The organism is Pseudactinotalea sp. Z1748 (assembly GCF_049725185.1).
Taxonomy (GTDB): domain Bacteria; phylum Actinomycetota; class Actinomycetes; order Actinomycetales; family Beutenbergiaceae; genus CALKWS01.
This window is the reverse complement of sequence record NZ_JBMPQB010000003.1, coordinates 20,698-39,910: the sequence shown is the minus strand read 5'-3', so window position 1 is coordinate 39,910 and position 19,213 is coordinate 20,698. Positions and strand designations below refer to the sequence as shown.

Below are 19,213 nucleotides of genomic sequence, written 5' to 3'. Positions count from 1 at the left end.
TGCTCGCGCCACAGGCGACCGGCCTGAGCCCAGCGCCGGGGCGCGTGGCGCCTGCACGAAGCCTCCGCACACCTTGGGTGCATAGGCAGACCAACCCCCCAAGGAGCAATCATGGACACCCACCCTTCCCACCGGGCGATTGCCGCTGCGATAGCCGCAGGCGTGCCCGCGCATATCGAGGGTTCCCCTGGCGAAGCTAAAACTGCGTCGCTGACCGCGTGGGGAACCCAGTGGGGCCGTCAGGTGGAAGTCGTCACCGGCTCCTCCCGCGATAAGGGCGACTTCATGGGCATGCCGGTGGAGGCCGACGGGAAGGTCGTGTACTCCCCGCCGGCGTGGGTGCGGCGCCTGCAAACGGCGAAGGCAGGTCTGCTGGTGCTCGATGAACTCCAGTCGTCCTCGGAGTCCTTTGCGATCTCCATGCGTATCGTGCAGGAGCGTGCAGTTGGTGAGGCGCCGCTGCCCGAAACCACGTCCATCGTGGCGATCTCCAACCCGGTCGATGAGGCCGTGGACGGCCAGGAGTTGCCAGCTCCGGTGGCCAACCGGTTCCTGCACATCGACTGGTACTTCGACTTCGATGCGTGGGCTGAGGGGATGCTGACCGACTTCGCCGAGACGCCCGCCCCGGCGCTGCATCGCATCCTGGCCGGCGACGATGATGAGGTCGCGGCGAACCGGGCGCGCATCCAGGGTTCGGTGCTGGCGTTCCTGACCCGCCGTCCCGACCTGCGCAAGGCCGTACCGACCGACCTGACCAAGGCAGGTAAGGGGTGGCCCTCACCGCGGTCTTGGACCAACGCGATTCGGGCAATGGCGCAGTTGAAGTCCGGTGATGAGGATGCCCGTGACCTGGTGCTGCGCGGGTGTGTGGGTGAGCAGGCGATGGTGGAGTACCTGTCCTGGCTGGCCACCTCTGACCTGCACGACCCGGCCGAAGTGATGGCTGACCCCTCCATCATCGACTGGTCCGGTGAGCGTCCTGACCGGCTGTTCGCGCTGGTGTCCTCGGTGCGGTCCATCGCGCTGTCCTCCGGGGATGTCAAGACGTGGAAGCAGGCCATGGCGGTTATGACCGCTTGCGCCGAAGGTGGAAAGCCGGATGTGGCCACCCCTGGTGCCCGGTCGCTGTTCTCCCGGATGCCCAAGGGTGCCAGGGTTCCCGCTGCTGCCAGCGCGGCGTTTGAGGACATGTTCGCCAAGATTGGCGGGGCGGAGCGGGCGCGCATCTGACCTGCTGGCCTACTGCGGTCAGGGGTGGAAGTCGTCTACCTTCCACCCCTGGTCGGTGCGCTCCAGTTCGACCATGGCGTACACCGAGTCCGCATCGGCCAAGTGCCGGTTCTGGCGTGGGGAGTTGTCCACCACTGCGCCCTCCACCCGCACGAGCACCCGGTCGGCGGTGAACGGCTGGTCCGGCTGGAAGGTGGCCTGGCGAACCGCGGCATCAGTCACCCGCTCATCGTGCGCCCATTCCACCCACCACACCTCCCGGCCGGAGCCTTCAAGCAGTTCGGCGCGGTGGTCGTAGTAGCGGTCGGTGACGTGCGGGCGTATTTGCTCCAACACCTGAGCAGGGCCATCGGGGTGGTCCCACCGGCGTTCGGTGTTGGCAACCCAGAAGTCTCCGGCCATCTGGTGGATCTCGTCCAGTTCTGCCACACCGGGGGCATCATCCAGGTCCCCGTGGGTGTGGTCGTGCATGTCGGTGCCGGTGTCGGACTCATGGTGCCCGGGGTCGGCACCGCCATCAGCCTGGCCACCGTCGTCGTCCGGCTCTTCGCCGTTGCCCCCATCCTCACCGGGCACTTCGATGATGGCTTCCGACCCCGGAGAGGTGGTCTGCTCCTCCGGCTCGCTAGTCGTACACGCCGCAGACAGCATCAGGACCAGCGCCCCGGTGGCGGCAATCAGTGCCCGTGGTGTTCTCATGCATAGACCCATGCGCAGGTTGCGCCCGGTCAACGCTCGATGGGCACCCCCACGCCGGGCAGAAACTGCTCGGGGTCCACGAACTGGTGCGGTCCGGTCAGCACTTGGAAGTGCAAGTGCGCCCCGGTGGTGCCCCCGGAGAGTCCCACCTGGCCGATCTCATCTCCAGCCGACACCTCCTGACCCAGCGACACCGTGGTGGAGTTCACCAGGTGGTTGTAACTGGTGTGCACCCCGTCGCCGTGGTCGATGGCCACTACGTAACCGCTCACCCAGTAGTCGGAGTCCATATTGAGGTTGTCAGCTCCGCGAGCAGCCACCACCACACCGTCCTGGGCGGCCAGCACCGGGGTTCCCACCGGGGCAGCCCAGTCGGTGCCGTTGTGGTTCATGTACACCCCGAAGATCGGGTGGAACCGGGGCCCGAACCCGGACGTGAGGGTTCCGCTTGGCAGTGGGTGGCTCCACCCTTCGGCGGAGAACTCCGGGCTGGCACATGTGGCGCCGCCCACGTTGCCCACGATGTCGGTAGCAGCAGACTCCCACTGATCGTAGGCGTCAGGGAAGGCACTGATCTGCACCGCTTGGGCGGCCTGGCCCGGCCCCATGCCCTCCCAACTGTCCACGTCCAGGAGCCGCTCGAAGAACGTGCCGGCCGAGTAGCGCGGGTCCATGACTTCTTCCACGCTGCCCCAGCCCATTGACGGGCGCTGCTGGAACAGTCCGACCGAGTCCCAGTCCGCGCCCACCCCGTCGTTGGGTAGGTTCAATGACTCGATCACCACGTCCCGGTCGGTGGCGCTCAGGCGGGTATCTGAACCGTCGTTGGCCAGGTTGCGCAACACCGACTCCTGCAGTGCGGTCATCAAGGAGATGATCATGCCCTGCTGGCTGATACCTATGTCGTGTCCGGCGCCGATGATCTGGGCGGCGTTGGCCACCTGGGTGGCATCCAGGATGAGAGTGCCGCTGCCGTTACGCCCGGCTACCTCCAGTCCCGCCAGGTTCCCATCCCCAGAGATGGTGCACTGGCCACCGCCTGCGGAGATGTCGGCATGGATGCCCAAGTACCAGTTGCGGGCAAGGTCGAAGACCTGCTCGGCGCGCTGTTCGTCCATGCCCTGCACCGGAAGTTCGGAGATGGCCGCCACATAGGAGGCCTTCACCCCTTCGGCCGCGGCTGCATCATCGGCGCTGATGTGCTGCCGGTCTGCGCCGGTGGCATCCTCGGGGCGAACTGCCAGGGCCCGTTGGTGGTTGTCCAGTCGCACCGCCCCGGTGTCGAGGCCCAGCCCGTGCACGCCCTGATGGCTCTGCAGGTCCTGGTGCAGGAGGTTGGCCACGAACCGGCCAGCGGCTTCAGGGTCTTCAGCCTGTTCTGGGGGCAGGCCGGCGTCATCGGTGAGGTTGTACGGGCCGAGCCCGCCACCGCTGGCCCCACCGGAGCTACCGCCACCGCCGCCGAATGAGCCGCCACTGTTCACTGAGACGTGGATGTGGTCCAGGTGGTCCAGCGTCGGGTTGGACCCACCGGAGGGGTGGGAGTAGTTGGTCCAATCACCGCTGCCTGCGGTCCACTGCTGGGCGTCCCACAGTACGTAGTTGATGTTGAACGTCTCGGCGTGCTGGGTGTACCAATTCGCCATCTGCCAGCCCATCTCGTTGCCGGCAGTGGTGTCCCAGCCCGGGATCATGGCATCCACGGCATGGCCGGTGGGGTGGTCAGAGTTGGGGTTGTTCGTCCGGTCCCCCACCCCGTGCCAGGTGGTCACCTCAGGGAACGCCTCGGCACCACAACGCAGCACCAACAGGGCATCGGAACTGAGCCCCTCTTCGGCCACGTGCCCGGTGTCAGGGCACTCCATGTCCTCCGGCGGGCTGATATTGGCGATCCCACCGGGGCGCGCTGAACCGGACCCATCGGTGCTCAGTGCGGCCAGCACCTGCCAGGGCACCAGGGTGGCGTCGGTGGCGTACCCGAACTCCAGTTGCTCACGGCGATCGATATCTAAGTCGGTGGCGACGGTCTCTGCTGACTCAGCCTGTCCAGCCTCCTCTTCGGCCAGCGGGGCAAGGACACCTACCAGTGAGTTGAACGCCAAGATCCCCATCAGCGGGATGGCGGCCATGAAACCGGCAACCACGACGATCGCCTTCCGAGCCCGCTTCGACTTCAGCGTCGCCTTTCCCAACCCCTTCAGGGCACCGGCGGCCATCCCAGCCCAGCCACCAGCGGCCCCCTTGGCTGCACCTTTGACGACTTCCTTCGCCGCGTCGGTGGCCTCCTGCTTGCCGGTCTTGGGTTCGCGTGCTTCCCGCACACCACGGGCCACGTTCCCAGCCTTCGCGAACTTTCCGGTGCCAGCGGCCTTGCCCAGCGAGGCCGCACCAGCAGCAGCCTTCCCAGCGCGTGCTGCCTTGCCTGCGGACTTGGCGCCCTGCGTTGCGCCCTTGGCCTTGGTGGCACCACCATCTTTGCTCTTGGCTGGTCGGCGGGCAGCAGAAGCGGCCCCTGGGCCGCGGCGGGTTGTTGAGGGTTGCTCGGGCTTGCTGGCACCACTGGAGTCAGTCTGCCCCCTGGCGCGGCCACTGCCTGCGGCGTGGTCCGGAGGCGCTGGTGGGCGGCGCGAACCGGGTGCGGGCTGCACCTGCTTCGGTGTGGGGGTCGAACCAGGGGTCGGGCGGGAGAGGGGTGAAGTTCCTCGTCCGGCCCCTGGGGCTTGTGGCGCAGGCCGCTGCGTCTTGCGCGGCGTGCCGGGGGCTTGCGGAGTTGCCGATCTTACCCGGGCAGTGGGACCGGGCGCTGGTGGTCGGCGCTTCCCCGAAGTTGGCGGGAGCGGCGGTTTGCGGGCAGGCGAAGATGGCGAGGTGGGCTTATCGCCGTTTCGCTCCGGTGTCTCCTGCCCTGCCAAATCCCGCTACCTCCGCCTGCTCCTACTAGGACTCATGCGCAGGTGATGTGTCCGGGCTCAGGCAAAAAGGGAGGGCTGGCGCCACTGCACGGTCGCATCGTGCCCGGGCGGGAAGTACCTTCGGCGGCGGCGTTGCAAGCGCCAGAGATACAGCGAACTGGGCACCTTGGCACTCTTACGGGCGTTGTGCATCTGGCACAGGCTCTGCCCGTTGGCCAGCGTCGTCGCCCCACCGCGGGCGTGAGGGTAGATGTGGTCGGCCTGGGTGCCAGGCGAACGACAGCGGCGCCACAGCGGGTGCTTGTGCTCACACCTGCCCCCGGCGCGAGACTTGATCAGAGACCGCTGAGCGGAGTCGAACAATCGCTGGCCATCACGGGGCGCCCCACCAGCCTGCCGGAGCCAGTAGACCCCGAAGGCCACCGCCACCAGCACCACGAGCACCAGCAGTAGTCGCGGGTCATCCAGCACGGCGTCGATCACGGTTTGCACGCTTGTCCTCAACTGCAGTTTCCGTTGCCAGCCCACTCGTTGGCGATGTTCACGTTGCCGTCCGCGGTTGCGATGGCGCTGACCGTGCCCCCGCCGCTGACGCTCGTCGAAGCGGACACCGACCCCGACCCCGAGCCGCTGACCGAACCGGACAGGACTACGTTGCCCCCACCGGATGCGTGGAAGGTGATGGTGACATCACCTGTGCAGGTCAGGCTGGTTGTCTGGGACACCCGGGCCGGAGCCGGCGGCTGCGTGGGCTCCGACACGGCCTCCTCGTCTTCGTCTTCGGACTTAAATTCGGGTTCTTCACCCACACTGATGGTGCGCCAGTGGTGGGTGGTGTTGCCGGCAGAGTCTTCGATGCCATACCGGATGACTTGGCCCCCAGAGGTGGTGGTGTCCACCTCACCGCGTATCTCGATGTCGTCGGTGATGTCCCCGTCTTCTGGGTCCAGTGCTCGCACACCGTCCATCGGGTCGAAGTCGGCACCGAAGTCCGCTTCGATGTCCTCCGCCCCGTACAGCACCGGGTCGCCGTCGATGATGACCGGGTCCTGCGGCTCGGAGGGCGACGGCTGGGGGTTCGTCTGCTCCTGCCACCAGGCATCGGCAGCCGGGATGGCGTACAGCGTCACGGCAGCACCGGCCAGGGCGAGAGTGAGGATGGCGGCCAGGAGTTTGGTCGCCGGGGCGGTCAGGAACCACACCAGGTCCGCTCGGCGGGTGCGGATCAGTGGCGAGGACTCCCCCTTGTCGGTGTAACCCGGCCGCCCGCCTGAAGCGGCAGGTGCAGGCGTGGGCTCAACAGGGATGGGCGATGAGGCGGGGGTCTGCCGCTGGCTGTCACCGTTGTGGGTGGGCAGGCTCAAGCCATCGAGCACATCGTCCCAAGTCGTCTCGGTGTTGTTGCTCATGGTCTCCTTGAAGCCCTCCAGTTAGACCCATGCGCACACCAAAGGGCCGGCACCTGGTGGGACCGGCCCCTTAGCGTGCGCATCTTCAGGGAACGTCAGAAGACGTCGTCATCCTCATCGGAGGCCTTGGCCTTCGACTTGGACTTGACCTTCGACTTGCGCTTCGGCTTCTCCACCTCCTCTTCTTCGTCGTCCTCGTCCTCGTCCTCGTCACGGGGCTTCGGCTTGACCCTGGTCACGTCGGCTTCTGCCCAGCGCAGGTCCGGGCCGATGGCCGAGACGGTGAAGGACGTCATGGTCAGGGAGACATCGTCCCCGTCGATCTCCACGTCCTTGTCGTAGGTGTTGACCCGTCCGGAGGCCACCACACGGGTGCCCTTGCCCAGCGAACCGGCCAGGTTCTCCGCCAGCGTTCCCCATGCAGTGCACTGCAGGAAGTGGCTGCGGCCTTCGTCCTCCCCCTCACGCGGACGCTCGTTCTCGGCGATGGTGAAGATGGCCCGCGGGGTCTTGCCCTTGGTGAACAGGCGCGGGGCGTCGGTCAGGTTCCCAACGATGGTGATCTGAGCCATGGTGCTTCTTCTTCCTATTCGTTGCTCATAATGAGCACTCGGTTTGCCGGGTTATCCCGACACTTCTTCTAGCCCGGCTGTTGGTCGGCCACCTGTCATTTGCTGGTTGCCGGCTACCGGTTGTCCCCGGACCCGGACAGTGCCCCACGGGCAGCCCGCGATGCGAGTTTGTCCAGGTTCGACTGGGCCACCGCTGCCAGGTCGGTGTCGAACACCGCCGCCAGGGATGCCAGGTTGGCCAGGAACGTGCACAGGGTGGTGGTGATGTCTGCATCGGGCACCGAGTCGTGCCCATCGCGCAGGCGCTTCTTGATGCGGCCAGCCACGTAGCCACTGGTGCCCCCCAGGTCGTCGAAGATCTGGTCGGGGTGGCCGATACCAGTGCGGGCGGACAGGTCCCATTGCAGGCGAAGTGCGTTGGTTCGGGCCACCATCGCCACGTACCACAGGCAGTCGCCCATCTCGGCCACCACTTCACTTCCCGATGCATCACCGGGCAGCGTGATCAGTTCGGCCACCTCTGAGCACAGGCCCAACGCGGTGTAGGCGGGCCCATGCTCAGTTGGGAAAATGGCGGTCGTAGCCGCCTTGGCGGCATAGTCACTCAGCAGCATCAGGCCGCGGCCCCCTGGTCGGCCAGGCCCAGCGCCTGGCGGTAGGTGCGTAACTCGTGCAGCGACGCGCGGATGTCCTCCATCGCCTTGTGCGAGGAAGCCTTGTTCGCCTCGATGTCGGCCACCACTTGCGGGTGCCAGTCGCGCAGGGCCTCCTTGAAGGTGGACACGTCGATAACGCGGTAGCCGAGGCGAGAGAACACCCCCGGCATGTGCCGGCGCAGGAACTCGAAGTCGAACTTCACGCTCGACCCCGCCAGGGTGACCCTGTTGTCCAGGCCGTGGTCGCCCATCCAGGTCGCCATGGCCTGGTCGATCGCTGGCAACGGCTGGGCGGCCGGGGAGTCGACCTGCTCCAGCAGGCCCGTTTCGGTGTGCATGTTGCGCACGAAGTCATCCATGCGGCGCAGGTCGGCCTTGCTGGTGCGCACTGGGAAGGGACCGAAGACCGAGATCTCGTTCAGGTGCGCGTCGGTGATGATGGCCGCCACCTCCAAGATGACGTCCTCGCGGTAGTTCTGCGGCCTGGACATCTCATAGCCCAGGCCGGTGGTCTCTAGGTCAACCCACAGCCAGCGCCTGATCTTGCCGGTCATTATCCGTTCTCCTTGCCGTCGTCATGCCGCCACCAGGGCGGCCTGTTCGCCGGGGACATAGACCGTCCAGGCGCTGAAAGGGATCTCTTCCCAGTGCTCGTCATCTGGGTGTGCGGGCAGATGAACCTGACGCCACTTGGGGTCCTTGGGGTCGGCCCCCTTGGGGACCACCACTAGGTGCAGCGGGGCACCCGTCCGTCCGTCGTCACCCACCTGCACCGGCAGCAGTCGGTAGATGCGCAGGTGCTCCCGTGGCTTCAGGAAGTCCGTCGGCAGGCCCACCATGTCGGGGTAGTTCTTCTTCAGGTGCGTCATCCCGCGCCACGGTGGCTTGCCGGCGGTAGTGACGATTGTCTTTGCGTGGTGCTGCGCGCTGGTTTCCGGGCGGCGCCGCTTTCCTGGTGCCGTGGCCTTCTGGGTGCTGCCCGTCGTGGCCGGCTCACCCCCCGACTCCGTGGGCACCGGGGCGATAGTCGCGGCTGCCCGATCGGGGTGGAACAGGTGGGCTGCCAAGTCCACACCCAGTCCCGGGTCAGCGGTGGTGGCTCCGGTGTCGGTGTACTCGATGGGCCACATGTTGACCACCGTCAGGGAGTGCATCGTGGTGGTGATGGTGTTGCCCACTTCGTCCTGGTGGTCGATCTCGCGGGAGCGCACCCGGGCGTGCACGCCCACCACCGACCCGACACCGACCTCGCGGGCCTGCTTGCGCAGCGACCTCAGGGTGTTGTTCCACACCACCGCCTCGATGCGGCCCCTTGACCCCTCCAGCCGCAGGTCAGCGCGCTGGCCACCGCGGTTGTCGGCCTTGACCTTCCACCCGGTGACCAGTCCGATGGTCACCACGTCGGTCTTGCCCGATGCCAGCACCTTGTGCAGGGGCATGGGCTTGGACCCGATCGGGTTGCCGTGGTCGTCGTGCAGGTCGGGGTTCCAGCCGCGCACCTGGTCCGACAGCACCCGCATCGGGTGCTGTCCCAGTGACAGACCAAGTCGTCCGTGCTGACGCACAGCCCGCTCCACCTCGCCCCACTCATCACCGGGAACGGTGACCTCGGAGCGACCGGACATGCCCCGAAGCGCCCGCGCCTGGCCCTTGCGGGGCCCGAACTCATCCAAGGCCCCAGCCTCAATCAGTGCCTCAACAGTGGTGACGGTCAGCCTGGAGTGCTGCCCTGACTCGTTGCCTGGCATCCGTGTGCGCTTCAGGATGTCCGTGGCGCTGGTGAATGGTCCGTTCTTGTCTCGTTCGGCCAAGATGTGAATGGCCGCTTTGCCCACACCGCTGACCTCCTGCAGGCCAAGGACCACCGTGTCGGCGTCCAGAGCGGTGGTGGACACCTGCGCGGAGTTCACTTCAGGGGGTAGGACCGTGATGCCCTCGCCGACCAGGGAGTTCAGTGCGTGGGCACGCTTGTCGTCATCGTCGGTGTGGGACAACACAGCGGCGCCGTAAGCAGCCCGCCAGTTCGCTTTCAGGAACGCTGTGACGTAGGCCAGTTGCCCGTAGGCGACCGCATGGGAGTTATGGGACACGATGCCGTTGGCCAGGAAGTTGTGGTCGGTGCCTTGCGCCATCTCAACGTCATAGACCGGCTCTACGCCGTCCGCGACGATGGAGACAACCAGGGAGGCAGCCCTCAACCTGCCCTTCTCGAACCGGCGGCGCCGGCCGTTGTGGCGGTAGTCGTGCGCCTTGTGGTGGCTGACGCACTTCCAGTGCAGGTTCGATGGGGAGTTATTGGTCCGGTCCCCGTCCAGGCGGGCACGCTCTAGCCTTCTCTCGGAGCGAGTCATGTTGCACTCATCGCACGAGGCTGTGCCGATGGTCTGCCTCGTCCACGCCTTCAGGGCGCCCGATCCCCCATCGACGTACCCGATGTTCTCCTTGCCGGGGGTGTAAACCCGACCGACGCCTCGCCGCGGTCCACGGGTTAGCCGGTAGTCGCCCGGTTGGTGCTGTTGCGGCTCAACTCCTCCGTCTACTGACAGCACCGTGTGTCCGGGAATCATGTCGTCAACCGTGATGTAGGTCTGGTCGTGGGCCATGAACCGGTGGTTGCCGGTCGCCCGGACAGTGCGCCCGTCCGCGAGCGTGACCCGGTACACCTGGTGGTGTCCGTTGAAGTGGACGTCGGCGACGCGCTGGGGGCGGATGCGGCCATCTTTTGCGTCCACCGCAAGCAGACTCAGCCCGCGCTCGGGGTCGTTGAACTTGAATAGCCACGAGGCGCACGCGGCGCAGCGCTCCCCTTCGGAGGCGGGACGTGCGGGCCGCTTATGGCAGCGCGGGCATGTGTCCCCCGGGCCTCTGCCCTGACCGTGTAGGCGCCTGTACAACTCGGCGATGGTGTAAGTGACATCCCGCCCGCCGGTTTGGACCACTGTGTCTGCGGTCAAGCATTTGTTGAACACATAGTCTGCCCCGCCCTTGATGGCGTCCCACACCTTGTTCGCGGTGCGCGGGGAGAAGGCAAACTTCGCAGAGCCGTCGGAGGTCACATCGGAGGTGGCACCGGCGATGAACAACTCACCCACGGCGTTCACCTCTCCGGGGTCCTTCTTCGACACCGCTTTGCGTAGCCGGTTGCGTTCGGCCGGCCCAAACCCGGCCACCACATCACCCAGCAGCATGTACTGCTCCTGGTACACAGCCACCCCAGAGGTGGCGTCCAGCACGCGGGCGATCTGCTCCTGCTCGGCGGGGTTATTGGTGAAGATGCCGTAGTCCACCTTCTCCCGGCCGTTCTTGCGGGCGGCATATCGCGTGTGCATGTCCGCTGACAGCGGGCCGGGCCGGAACAGGGCAACCAGGGCGGCCAAGTGCTCCATGGACGATGGGGCCACATCCTGGGCCAGTTCAGTCATGCTGCGCGATTCCAACTGGAACAGCCCGGCGGTGCGCCCACTGGAGATCAGTTGCCAAGTCTTGGCCACCCGCTCGTTGTCCAGGTCATCGCCATCGGGCAGGTTGTCGATGTCGATGTGCTCACCGGTGAGTTCCTCCACGGTGTTGGCCGCGGCGGAGACGATGTCCATGGTGCGCAGGCCCAGCACGTCCAACTTCAGCAGCCCGATGCCGTCATCGACACCGCCGGCGTCCCACTCGGTGACCAGCGGATCGTCGGGGCTGGAGTCCTTGCCATTGTCCTTGCGCATCGGGATCAGGTCGGTCAGCGGTACGTCAGAAACCACGGTGCCGCAGGCGTGAATGGAGGGACCGGTGGTGACGTTCTCGAACTGCCGGGCCAGGTCCACAACCTCCTCGGCGCGTGAGTCGGAGTCCACGACTTCCCAGAACCCTGCGCCGGCCTTGTCCCGTTGGGCGTCCAGTTCAGCGAAGGCGAAAGCCTCTGCGCCCTTCATCGGCACGACCTTGGAGAGTCGATCGCCCAGCGAAGCCGGGTGGGACAGCACCCTTGCTGCGGACTTCAGGGATGCCTTGGTCTTGGACACTTGGAAGGTGCCGATGCGGGCGACGAAGTCCTCGCCGTACATGTCCACCAGGTGCGCCAGGACCTCATCGCGGCGGCCCTTCTCGAAGTCGATGTCGATGTCGGGCATCCCCACCCGGGTGGGGTCCAGGAACCGCTCAAACAGCAGGTCGAACCGCAACGGGTCCACACCCACGATTCCCAGCGCGTAGGAAACTGCACTTCCGGCTGAACTGTTGTGCACCACGTAGGAGTCAGTCATGTAGGAGTGGTCGACGGGCACCTCGATATCGAAGATCTCCCCGGCGTGCGGGGTGCGCATGACGCTGGTCACCTCAGCGGAGGCCTGGCCGTCCTCACTGACGTGGACGAGCTGGTCCCCCACTGCCACCTGGCTCGCCGCAACCCACTCCCGGCGGCCGCCATCGCCAATCCGGAGCACCTTGTGGTCGGCAGTCATGGTGTTTCCGTGGCCACTGGTTTCAATGCGAACCAGCGGCTCGTCGCACTCGTACCGCATGGTGTTCGCAACCTGGCGCAGTGCACCAGTGTGGGTGCGGACCGTGTCCCCGATGCGAACGTCCCGCAGCGCCTTGTATCCGCCCGGGGTCCACACCAGATCATCACCGGTGAGGCACCCTCTCCCGGGACCCACCCGGATGCCCCGAGAGCGGGCCCAAGTGATGAGTTCGTGCACGATGAGGGAGTAGTCGATGACACCCAGTTCGGCGTACACCTTCAGCTCGGTGTTCAGCCGCTGCGCGACCTCCTTCGGGTAGGGATCACCCCACCTCTGCTTCGCGCCTTCCTTCACCAGGTGGATCAGGTACGCCCGGGAGTCGGCAAAGCCCTCAGGGACAGGGAACTTCGGCAGGCGCAGATAGTGCCCTGGCATCAGGTCACCGGACACCCGCTCGGCGAGTTTCACCGTGTTGTCGCACGCCTTGGCCCACCACTTCTCGGTGCGGACCGCGCGCATCTCCTTCTCGGTGCGTACGTGGTAGCCGGTGCCGTCGAAAGCGAACCGGGGCGGGGTCGGGTCAGCCAGGGTCTTCTGGGTCTGCATCGCCAGCCACGCCTCGTGAGCGCGCGCACCATCGGCGTGGACATGGTGGGAGTCGTTGGTGGCAATCAGCGGCAGGTCGTAAGCCTCGGCGAGCTTGGCCAACTTCGGCAGCGTTCTGGTCTCCTGGGCGATGCCATGCTCCATCACCTCCACGTACACGTTGTCCTTGCCGACCGCGTCGATGAGCGCCTCGATGCCTTCTTTGGCGCCTGGTTCATCGCCGCGCGATAGTGGCCCCATCACCGGTCCGCCCAGGCACCCGGTGAGCACCACCAGACCCTCAGCGTGTTCGGTCAGCAGGTCGTGGTCGATGCGCGGGTGCTTACCCCACATGGTGTGTTGGGAGGCGTTGTGCATCGCGACCAAGTTGGACCAACCGGCGGCGCTGGTGGCCAGGATCGTCAGGTGGTCGTACTTCTTCACCTTGGTGTTGCCCTGCACCTGGTCACCGGAGTCGGTGGCGGCGCCATCAGCGGGAACCTCGATGGTATTTCGTTCGTGGCGAGAGCCGATCGCCAGGTACGCCTCGATACCGGGAATGACCTTCACACCAGCCTTGGCACCGGCCCGCACTGCGGTGTAGATGCCGGCCAGGGTGCCGTGGTCGGTGATGGCGATAGCCTGCTGGCCGTCGTCCTTCGCGGCGGCGATGATGTCGGGCACGCGCGCGGTGGAGTCCAGGCCGGAGTGCTCTGAGTGCACATGCAGGTGCACGAATCCGCGGAACATGACAGTTCTAGCCCGGAAGCGACCCGGCGGCCGGTTCAGGCCGCCCGGCGAGGCGTCAACTGCGGCAACTCAGTCTGCAGGTCCTCACCTTCGCCATACCAGGGGCCCTCTGTGTCGTACATCGGGTCCTCAGTTGAGTCCAGGTCGGTGTCCTGCTGCCGGTGGTAGCCGGCCCACTCCACATCGGCAGCGTGGAAGGTCAGATCCACCTCTGGCAGCACTCTGGCATCGTGGTCCGATAGCACCGGCAGCGCTTTCGCCGGCTCAGCGGGGCTGGCCAGGGTCAGGCCGGAGGCCGCCTTGGGCGAGGTGGTGAACTGTCCGCCGGCGGGCTGTCCGGAGGGGGTACGGGGCTTGTCCATGATTCGGCTCCTCACATGTGGCTATGAACCCCATGTGTGCGGGCCAGCACCGCTGGCGCCACGGACGCCGCCCCACCCCTGGTCCAGTTAGACCGTTGCCGCCATCTGGTCCAAGTTATCCAGCGCCTGGGCGTAGGCGTTGGCCACGACAGTAAGGGCGTCAAGAACCTCAGCCAGTGGGCCCTCCCGCAGTTCCTGCGGGTCATCGCCGACCGTGTGGAGCCCGTCGGAGATTTGCTCCAGGCGCTGCGCCAGGCTCAGGTCAAGGTCGATGACAGCATCCCCTGCCCACAGGCTGCCCATGCGGATGATCTCTTCGATGTCAGTGCGGGTCGGCCCGGCTTCGGCCATGCCCTCGGCAATGAAGATGAGGTCGGTGGCGGTGATCGACCAGGAGCCCGCGATGACGTCTGCGAAGATCACCGCAGCAACCTGCACTGCCCAGTCGGGCTGGTCGGAGGAAGAGATGTAGGCATCCAGGTCAATGGCGTCGAGTTCAGGGTCCACCGCCCCCTGCAGCCAGGCTTCGATGCGGTCCACCTGCCCAGGGGCTTCAATGTCGATGTCGTGCAGGGCCATCACGTCTAGCCATCCGCCGGTCTCGGGGTCGTACATGCCCGAGGCGGTCATCTCCAGGGCCACCCGGATCGCCCACTCATCCACGGTTTCCAGACGCTCTTCGTCCTCTTCGACGATCATGTACGGTTCGGCGAGGCGCTGAGGCATCCACATCAGCGGGTGCCACATGACGTGGGGGCGCAACCCGTCCCAGCGGCGTTGGCCGGCCTCGATGCGCCCGGCGTACGCAGGCAGCGGGGTGGCAACCAGCGGAGTGGAGATCACGTCAGCCTCAGCCAGTCCGGTCTCAGCGGTCCACTGCGCCAGTCGATGAGCCTGCTTCACGATCGCCGGGGTGCCGCTCTCATCGTCCGTGTCGGGGTCGGGGGTGGACAGCAGTAGCCCCTCCCCCGGCTCCAGGAGGTACTTCCAGCGTCGGTTGTCGTCCATCGTGCATCTGCCTTCCGTGTAGGTCTGCGGGAGGCCGGGTGTGGGCCATCTCCTACACAGACCCATGCGCAGTTCCTCACAGTCGCGTCAACTGCCAGGGCCGGGCGTCGAGGCTTTCGGGTGTAAAACTCCTAACGGCGCCCGAACTGCACCACTACTTCCTGGTTGGCCGGGTGCACTCCTGCACGATCTCCAGCAGTCGCTGGCGCACACTGAGGAGGCTGGAGCCAAGAACGTCCGGGTGGTCGTCGGCCACCGGCTCGGCGAGCCGGGTCCAGGGTGTGGTGCTCGGCTCTGCGCCCTCGAACTCATCTGCCAGGAACGCATCGGCAATCTCGGCGCCGGCATCCCTGTTCAGCCCAGCCCGGTGGAAGACCCGGCCTAGGTGCACACGGAACTTGCGGCGTACCGCCCGGGACACTCCTGGCATTGGGGAGAGTGCGACCAGGGCCAGGGTTTGGGCTGCTGCGACTGACCGTGGGGACTCCAGGATGACCCGTGCGTCCCACTCGGTGTAGTCCGACCACAAAGGCGCCAGCCTCTTGGTGCTGGTGGCACGCTCAGGGCTCAACCTGGCCTGAAGGGCCCGGTGCGCGGAGGTGAAGTCCTTGCCGACCTCATCAAGCATCTTCGCCCTGCTGGCCGCATCCAGTGGCCGGGTGGCCGGCGGGACCTCGTAGTACGCCCGCAGCGCTTCGCCACGCTTGTGGGTGCGCCCAGAGGCGGACTGGCCCCGGGCTTCGTCTAAGTAGTTCGAGCGGGTCACATCGGCGCGCAGGTCATCCAGACGATTCTCCTCGCCGCCGGTCGCATCGTCCCACTCCCGCAAGGTGGCTGCCAGAGCCGGCGTCAGGCCCGCGGTGGAGGCCCCGGAGATGAGGTTGGCGTCAACCAACTCTTGATCGTTGCGGCCGAGCCCTGAGCGTCGTTCGATGGTGCGCAGGAACTTGCGCATGTCCATTAGCAGGCCCTTGCGTAGGTATCCGACCGCGGAGGCCCCGGACCGGATGCGGTCCAGGTCCATCAGTGTGGCCATCTGCTCACCGGTGTCGATCATGTACTGGCCAACTGCCCGGCCGGTGATGGCTCGGATGAGCCACTCCTCGGCGGCGAACACTAGGTCGTCGTGCAGGTATGCCTGCTCCCGGCCGCGTCCGGCGAGCCAGTACCGCACCGTTGAGGCCAGTAGGTCACAGGAGTAGACGGCCACCAGGATGTCGTCACGGGCTTCAGCTTCGTCCTTCAGCCCGGCGGCTACCGCGGTGGCCAACTCCCGGATCTGTGCCTCCAGGTCGGGGTACTGGGGCAGACCGGAGTGTCGGGATTTGCTCTTCATGCCCCCTCGGTGTGTGGCGGGCAGGGTCTTGTGCCACGAAGGCATCGATAAAGCAGTGTTGATACACATGGTGAGCGCGGGAAGGGGCCGCTCACGCCACCCCGACGCGGCCGGCAGTGGTCAGACGACCGAAGACAGGTGGGGTGCCGGTACGGGTCAGGACGTAGCGGGCCAGCCACGCCTCATACGGGGCGACCATCACCGGGGTTCCGGTGCCGGTCAGGTGGGCCACCCGGTGCTGCCGTGGTCGGGTCAAATAGCCATAGGGCCCCTCGTCGTCACGAACCCAGTCCAAGGCCTTGGAGACCATCTTGAACTCCACCGCCTCATCGCCCAGGTCGGCCGGTGAGGTCAGCCAGGATGCGATCCAGCGCACGGTGCCGGACCGAGCGCGGGGGTAGGGCACCAACCCCAGGGCGTAGTCCAGGTCGCCGTTGCGGGCCTGCGCCACGGCGTCGGTGGCTGCCGATCGCAGCGCGAGGCCAATGTCTTTCAGGGCCAGGTTGCGCACCTGGATCGCGACGTCAGTAAACACGTGCAGGTCACCGGTGTCCTCCTTGCGCCCGGCCCCTAGTTTGCGCATCGCCCTAGGAACCACCAGGGGTGGGGACTGTTCGATCAGGAATGCCACAGCCTCACGCTCAGCGCGGTCGCCTTTGGCCTTCGATGGGTTAGCCATGGAGGTTCTAGCCCGGCTCAGTTGGCCTGCCGGGGGTCTTCCTGTACCAGCCGGTAGTCCACGTGCCCAGTGTCGGCAACATCAACATCTTCCACCCCGAGGGAGCGGGACACTTCGACACCGAGGTGGGTGGCGTACTCGAAGTAGGCGTCAGCAGAGGTGTTGGCCGAGGGTGCCGACCACTCCCCGCACGAGCAGGTCACCACCGCCGGTCCGTACCCGGTGGAGGTCTGCGGCTGGTGGTCATCCAAAACACCCCCAAGGGCGAACTGCCCGGGCTCCCCCGGCTGGACCAGTCGCAGCCCGGAGGAAGGTTTGATGGTCTCGGCGAACTGGCCCCCTTCGGGGCGTCCGTGGGGCTGACGTGCGATGCTCTGACTGTTCATGCAGACGATGTGTGCGGGACAGCCTGGCTCACGCCACGGCCCGTGCCCGCTGTACGTGAGATCGGGGGCGCAGCGATAGCACGCGGGCCAGGTCGGCATCAGCGATCTGTGCGATGTGGGTGAACATTTCCGCGGCGAACACATCTCGCGCGGACGCCCCAAAACTGGCTGCGATGCGGCGCAGCACCGAAGGCCCCAGCGGCAGGCCAGTGGCGAGGTCCACCAACTGTATGCGGTATCCGGTCAGTACTTGCCCCCGAACAACCTGGCCGTCCAGCGCGTAGTCGATCAGGGACAGTCGCCCATCGGGGCGGGTTAGAGCGCCTACGAACCTGTGCAGGTCTGTGGCGCCCATTTGGGAAGCGGACTGGCGCACGATGGCCAGCGCCTCATCAGGGGTGTGCATGGCGATGGGGTGTGAGGGCGGTGGCTCGGTCGCCACATCAGGCCGCCGGCCGGGCGGCCTGCTCAGTACGGAACGTGGTGGTGACGAGTTTGCGCCGGATCTCTTCGGCCACCGCAACGATGGGGTCGCCATCAGCGGCGATGGCGATGTCGTCGTAGTCACTATCGACGATAGCGCCGGCTGCCCCAATGGGTCCGCGCAGCGAACCATCAGGGCTGACACGGAAGGCGGCGGGCAGGTGGTTGTTCAGCACTTCCATTTCGTCGTCGTACAGGGCCGGGCCACCCCATGCTGGGAACTGGGTGAACTGTGTCAGTTGGACGGACGGGCCAGAGGCGTCGTCGATGCGCCGTCCCTCCACCCACCACTGCTTGGTCATGCGACCAGCCGGGGTGACGCGCACCAGTGCCGGGCCGTCGGTGCGGTGCAAGCGACCGAATGCGTCGGTGACCTGCACGATGTTCGCCCCGCACTCCTCACGAAGGCGCAGAACCACGTCCTGCGGACCCTTGGCGTGCTCGCGGGGGTCCTCCAGGGTGCCGAGCACCTCGGTGGCCTTAAGCCCGCTCGGTAGCCGCACTGGCAGGGCATCCTGCACGGGCTCGGCGAAGGGCGACTTGGGGGCGATGTCGATGAGTGTCATACCCATCAGGTGTGCGGGGTGGCGCGCCTCGCGCCACACGACAGAGGCCCCGCCCGCGTGCCGAACGAAGCCTTCCGTCAGAACCCTGGTCAGAAGTCCCAGCACCAGTCGTCGTCGGATGTCTCCTCCGCGGTCCCCACGACGTAGCTGGACCCGCTGCCGGAGAAGAAGTCGTGGTTCTCATCGGAGTTCGGACTCAGCGCCGCCACGATAGCCGGGTTCACGTTCGTCTCAGCGGCCGAGAACCGGCCCGGGTAGCCTAGGTTCATCAGCGTCTTGTTGGCGTTGTACCGCAGGAACGCCATCACGTCCTCGGTCAGACCCAGCGGGTCGTACAGGTCGCGGGTGTAGTGCTCCTCCACCTCGAACATCTCATCGAGCATCTGGTTGGTGAACCGCTCCAGTTCGTCTTGGCGCGCGTTGGTTTCCCGTTCCAGGTTCCGCTGATACTTGTAGCCGATGTAGTACCCGTGGATCGCCTCATCGCGGATGATCAGGCGGATCAGGTCGGCGGTGTTGGTGAGTTTGGCCCGTGAAGACCAGTACATCGGGGCGTAGAACCCGGAGTAGAACAGAAATGACTCCAACATCACCGAGGCGATCTTCCGCTTCTGGGGGTCATCGCCCTCGTAGTAACTCACGATCGTCTGGGCCTTGGCCTGCAGGTACTCGTTCTCAATCGACCAACGGAACGCCTGATCGATCTCCTCGGTGGACAGCAGTGTGGAGAAGATCGAGGAGTAACTCTTGGCATGGATTTGTTCCATGAACACGAGGTTGGACAGCACCGCCTCCTCGTGCGGGGTGATGACGTCGGGGATGAGGCTCACCGCCCCGCGGGTGCCCTGGATGGTGTCCAGCAGCGTCAGCCCGGTCAGCACCCGGGTGGTCATCGTCTTCTCATCGTCGGTCAATGTGGCCCACGATTGGATGTCGTTGGACAGTGGCACCTTCTCCGGCAACCAGAAGTTGGTGGTCAAGCGGTTCCATACCTCCAGGTCCTTTTCGTCTTCCACTTTGTTCCAGTTGATGGCGTGCAGGGGGCTCATCAGGTCGTAGTTCAGGGTCCTGCCGGTGATAGTCATGGGTCCTTCTCTTTCGCAGGTCTGTCGGGGACGGGGTCACCAGT

At 66.0% G+C, this 19,213-nt stretch carries 17 protein-coding genes; 1 reads left to right on the top strand and 16 read right to left on the bottom strand.

Annotated features, from left to right (window positions below; all coding sequences use genetic code 11):
* The first annotated feature begins 111 nt into the window (after positions 1-111).
* Positions 112-1,233 (top strand): ATP-binding protein, encoded by a 1,122-nt coding sequence (locus tag ACO0LU_RS07515; protein ID WP_424790794.1) that lies wholly within the window; start codon positions 112-114, stop codon positions 1,231-1,233.
* An 18-nt stretch (positions 1,234-1,251) separates the two neighbouring features.
* Here the strand turns inward: ACO0LU_RS07515 and ACO0LU_RS07510 are convergent, their stop codons facing one another.
* The 16 genes from ACO0LU_RS07510 to nrdF all read right to left on the bottom strand — a co-directional run bounded on the left by ACO0LU_RS07510 (position 1,252) and on the right by nrdF (position 19,169).
* Positions 1,252-1,932 carry a hypothetical protein gene (locus ACO0LU_RS07510; protein WP_424790793.1) on the bottom strand — a complete coding sequence of 227 codons (681 nt, stop codon included), beginning with the start codon at positions 1,930-1,932 and terminating at the stop codon, positions 1,252-1,254.
* Between the two features lie 29 nt (positions 1,933-1,961).
* Positions 1,962-4,265 carry a M23 family metallopeptidase gene (locus ACO0LU_RS07505; RefSeq protein ID WP_424790792.1) on the bottom strand — a complete coding sequence of 768 codons (2,304 nt, stop codon included), beginning with the start codon at positions 4,263-4,265 and terminating at the stop codon, positions 1,962-1,964.
* Between the two features lie 636 nt (positions 4,266-4,901).
* Entirely contained in the window at positions 4,902-5,336 is a 435-nt protein-coding gene (locus tag ACO0LU_RS07500; protein ID WP_424790791.1) for an HNH endonuclease, read from the bottom strand.
* 8 nt (positions 5,337-5,344) lie between these two features.
* Complete coding sequence (locus ACO0LU_RS07495; RefSeq protein WP_424790790.1) at positions 5,345-6,253, bottom strand: immunoglobulin-like domain-containing protein; 909 nt, start codon at positions 6,251-6,253, stop codon at positions 5,345-5,347.
* Between the two features lie 95 nt (positions 6,254-6,348).
* Positions 6,349-6,825, bottom strand: a complete 477-nt coding sequence (locus tag ACO0LU_RS07490) for a single-stranded DNA-binding protein (protein ID WP_424790789.1) — start codon at positions 6,823-6,825, stop codon at positions 6,349-6,351.
* 113 nt (positions 6,826-6,938) lie between these two features.
* Positions 6,939-7,439 (bottom strand): hypothetical protein, encoded by a 501-nt coding sequence (locus ACO0LU_RS07485; protein ID WP_424790788.1) that lies wholly within the window; start codon positions 7,437-7,439, stop codon positions 6,939-6,941.
* Positions 7,439-8,035 carry an oligoribonuclease gene (gene orn, locus ACO0LU_RS07480; RefSeq protein WP_424790787.1) on the bottom strand — a complete coding sequence of 199 codons (597 nt, stop codon included), beginning with the start codon at positions 8,033-8,035 and terminating at the stop codon, positions 7,439-7,441. Before orn ends, ACO0LU_RS07485 begins: the two co-directional genes overlap by 1 nt.
* A gap of 21 nt (positions 8,036-8,056) precedes the next feature.
* Entirely contained in the window at positions 8,057-13,264 is a 5,208-nt protein-coding gene (locus ACO0LU_RS07475; protein ID WP_424790786.1) for a PHP domain-containing protein, read from the bottom strand.
* 35 nt (positions 13,265-13,299) lie between these two features.
* On the bottom strand, positions 13,300-13,626 hold the full coding sequence (locus ACO0LU_RS07470; protein WP_424790785.1) for a hypothetical protein: 327 nt from the start codon (positions 13,624-13,626) through the stop codon (positions 13,300-13,302).
* Positions 13,627-13,713: 87 nt separating this feature from the next.
* A complete protein-coding gene (locus ACO0LU_RS07465) occupies positions 13,714-14,634 on the bottom strand; it encodes a hypothetical protein (protein WP_424790784.1) in 921 nt (306 codons plus the stop codon).
* Positions 14,635-14,788: 154 nt separating this feature from the next.
* On the bottom strand, positions 14,789-15,970 hold the full coding sequence (locus ACO0LU_RS07460; RefSeq protein ID WP_424790783.1) for a hypothetical protein: 1,182 nt from the start codon (positions 15,968-15,970) through the stop codon (positions 14,789-14,791).
* Between the two features lie 91 nt (positions 15,971-16,061).
* Positions 16,062-16,649, bottom strand: a complete 588-nt coding sequence (locus tag ACO0LU_RS07455) for a hypothetical protein (protein WP_424790782.1) — start codon at positions 16,647-16,649, stop codon at positions 16,062-16,064.
* Positions 16,650-16,666: 17 nt separating this feature from the next.
* Positions 16,667-17,035, bottom strand: coding sequence for a hypothetical protein (locus ACO0LU_RS07450; protein ID WP_424790781.1), 369 nt, complete (start codon positions 17,033-17,035; stop codon positions 16,667-16,669).
* A 28-nt stretch (positions 17,036-17,063) separates the two neighbouring features.
* Positions 17,064-17,441 (bottom strand): hypothetical protein, encoded by a 378-nt coding sequence (locus tag ACO0LU_RS07445; RefSeq protein ID WP_424790780.1) that lies wholly within the window; start codon positions 17,439-17,441, stop codon positions 17,064-17,066.
* Positions 17,442-17,478: 37 nt separating this feature from the next.
* Positions 17,479-18,084, bottom strand: coding sequence for a hypothetical protein (locus ACO0LU_RS07440; RefSeq protein WP_424790779.1), 606 nt, complete (start codon positions 18,082-18,084; stop codon positions 17,479-17,481).
* 89 nt (positions 18,085-18,173) lie between these two features.
* Complete coding sequence (nrdF, locus tag ACO0LU_RS07435) at positions 18,174-19,169, bottom strand: class 1b ribonucleoside-diphosphate reductase subunit beta (RefSeq protein WP_424790778.1); 996 nt, start codon at positions 19,167-19,169, stop codon at positions 18,174-18,176.
* Positions 19,170-19,213 lie beyond the last annotated feature (44 nt).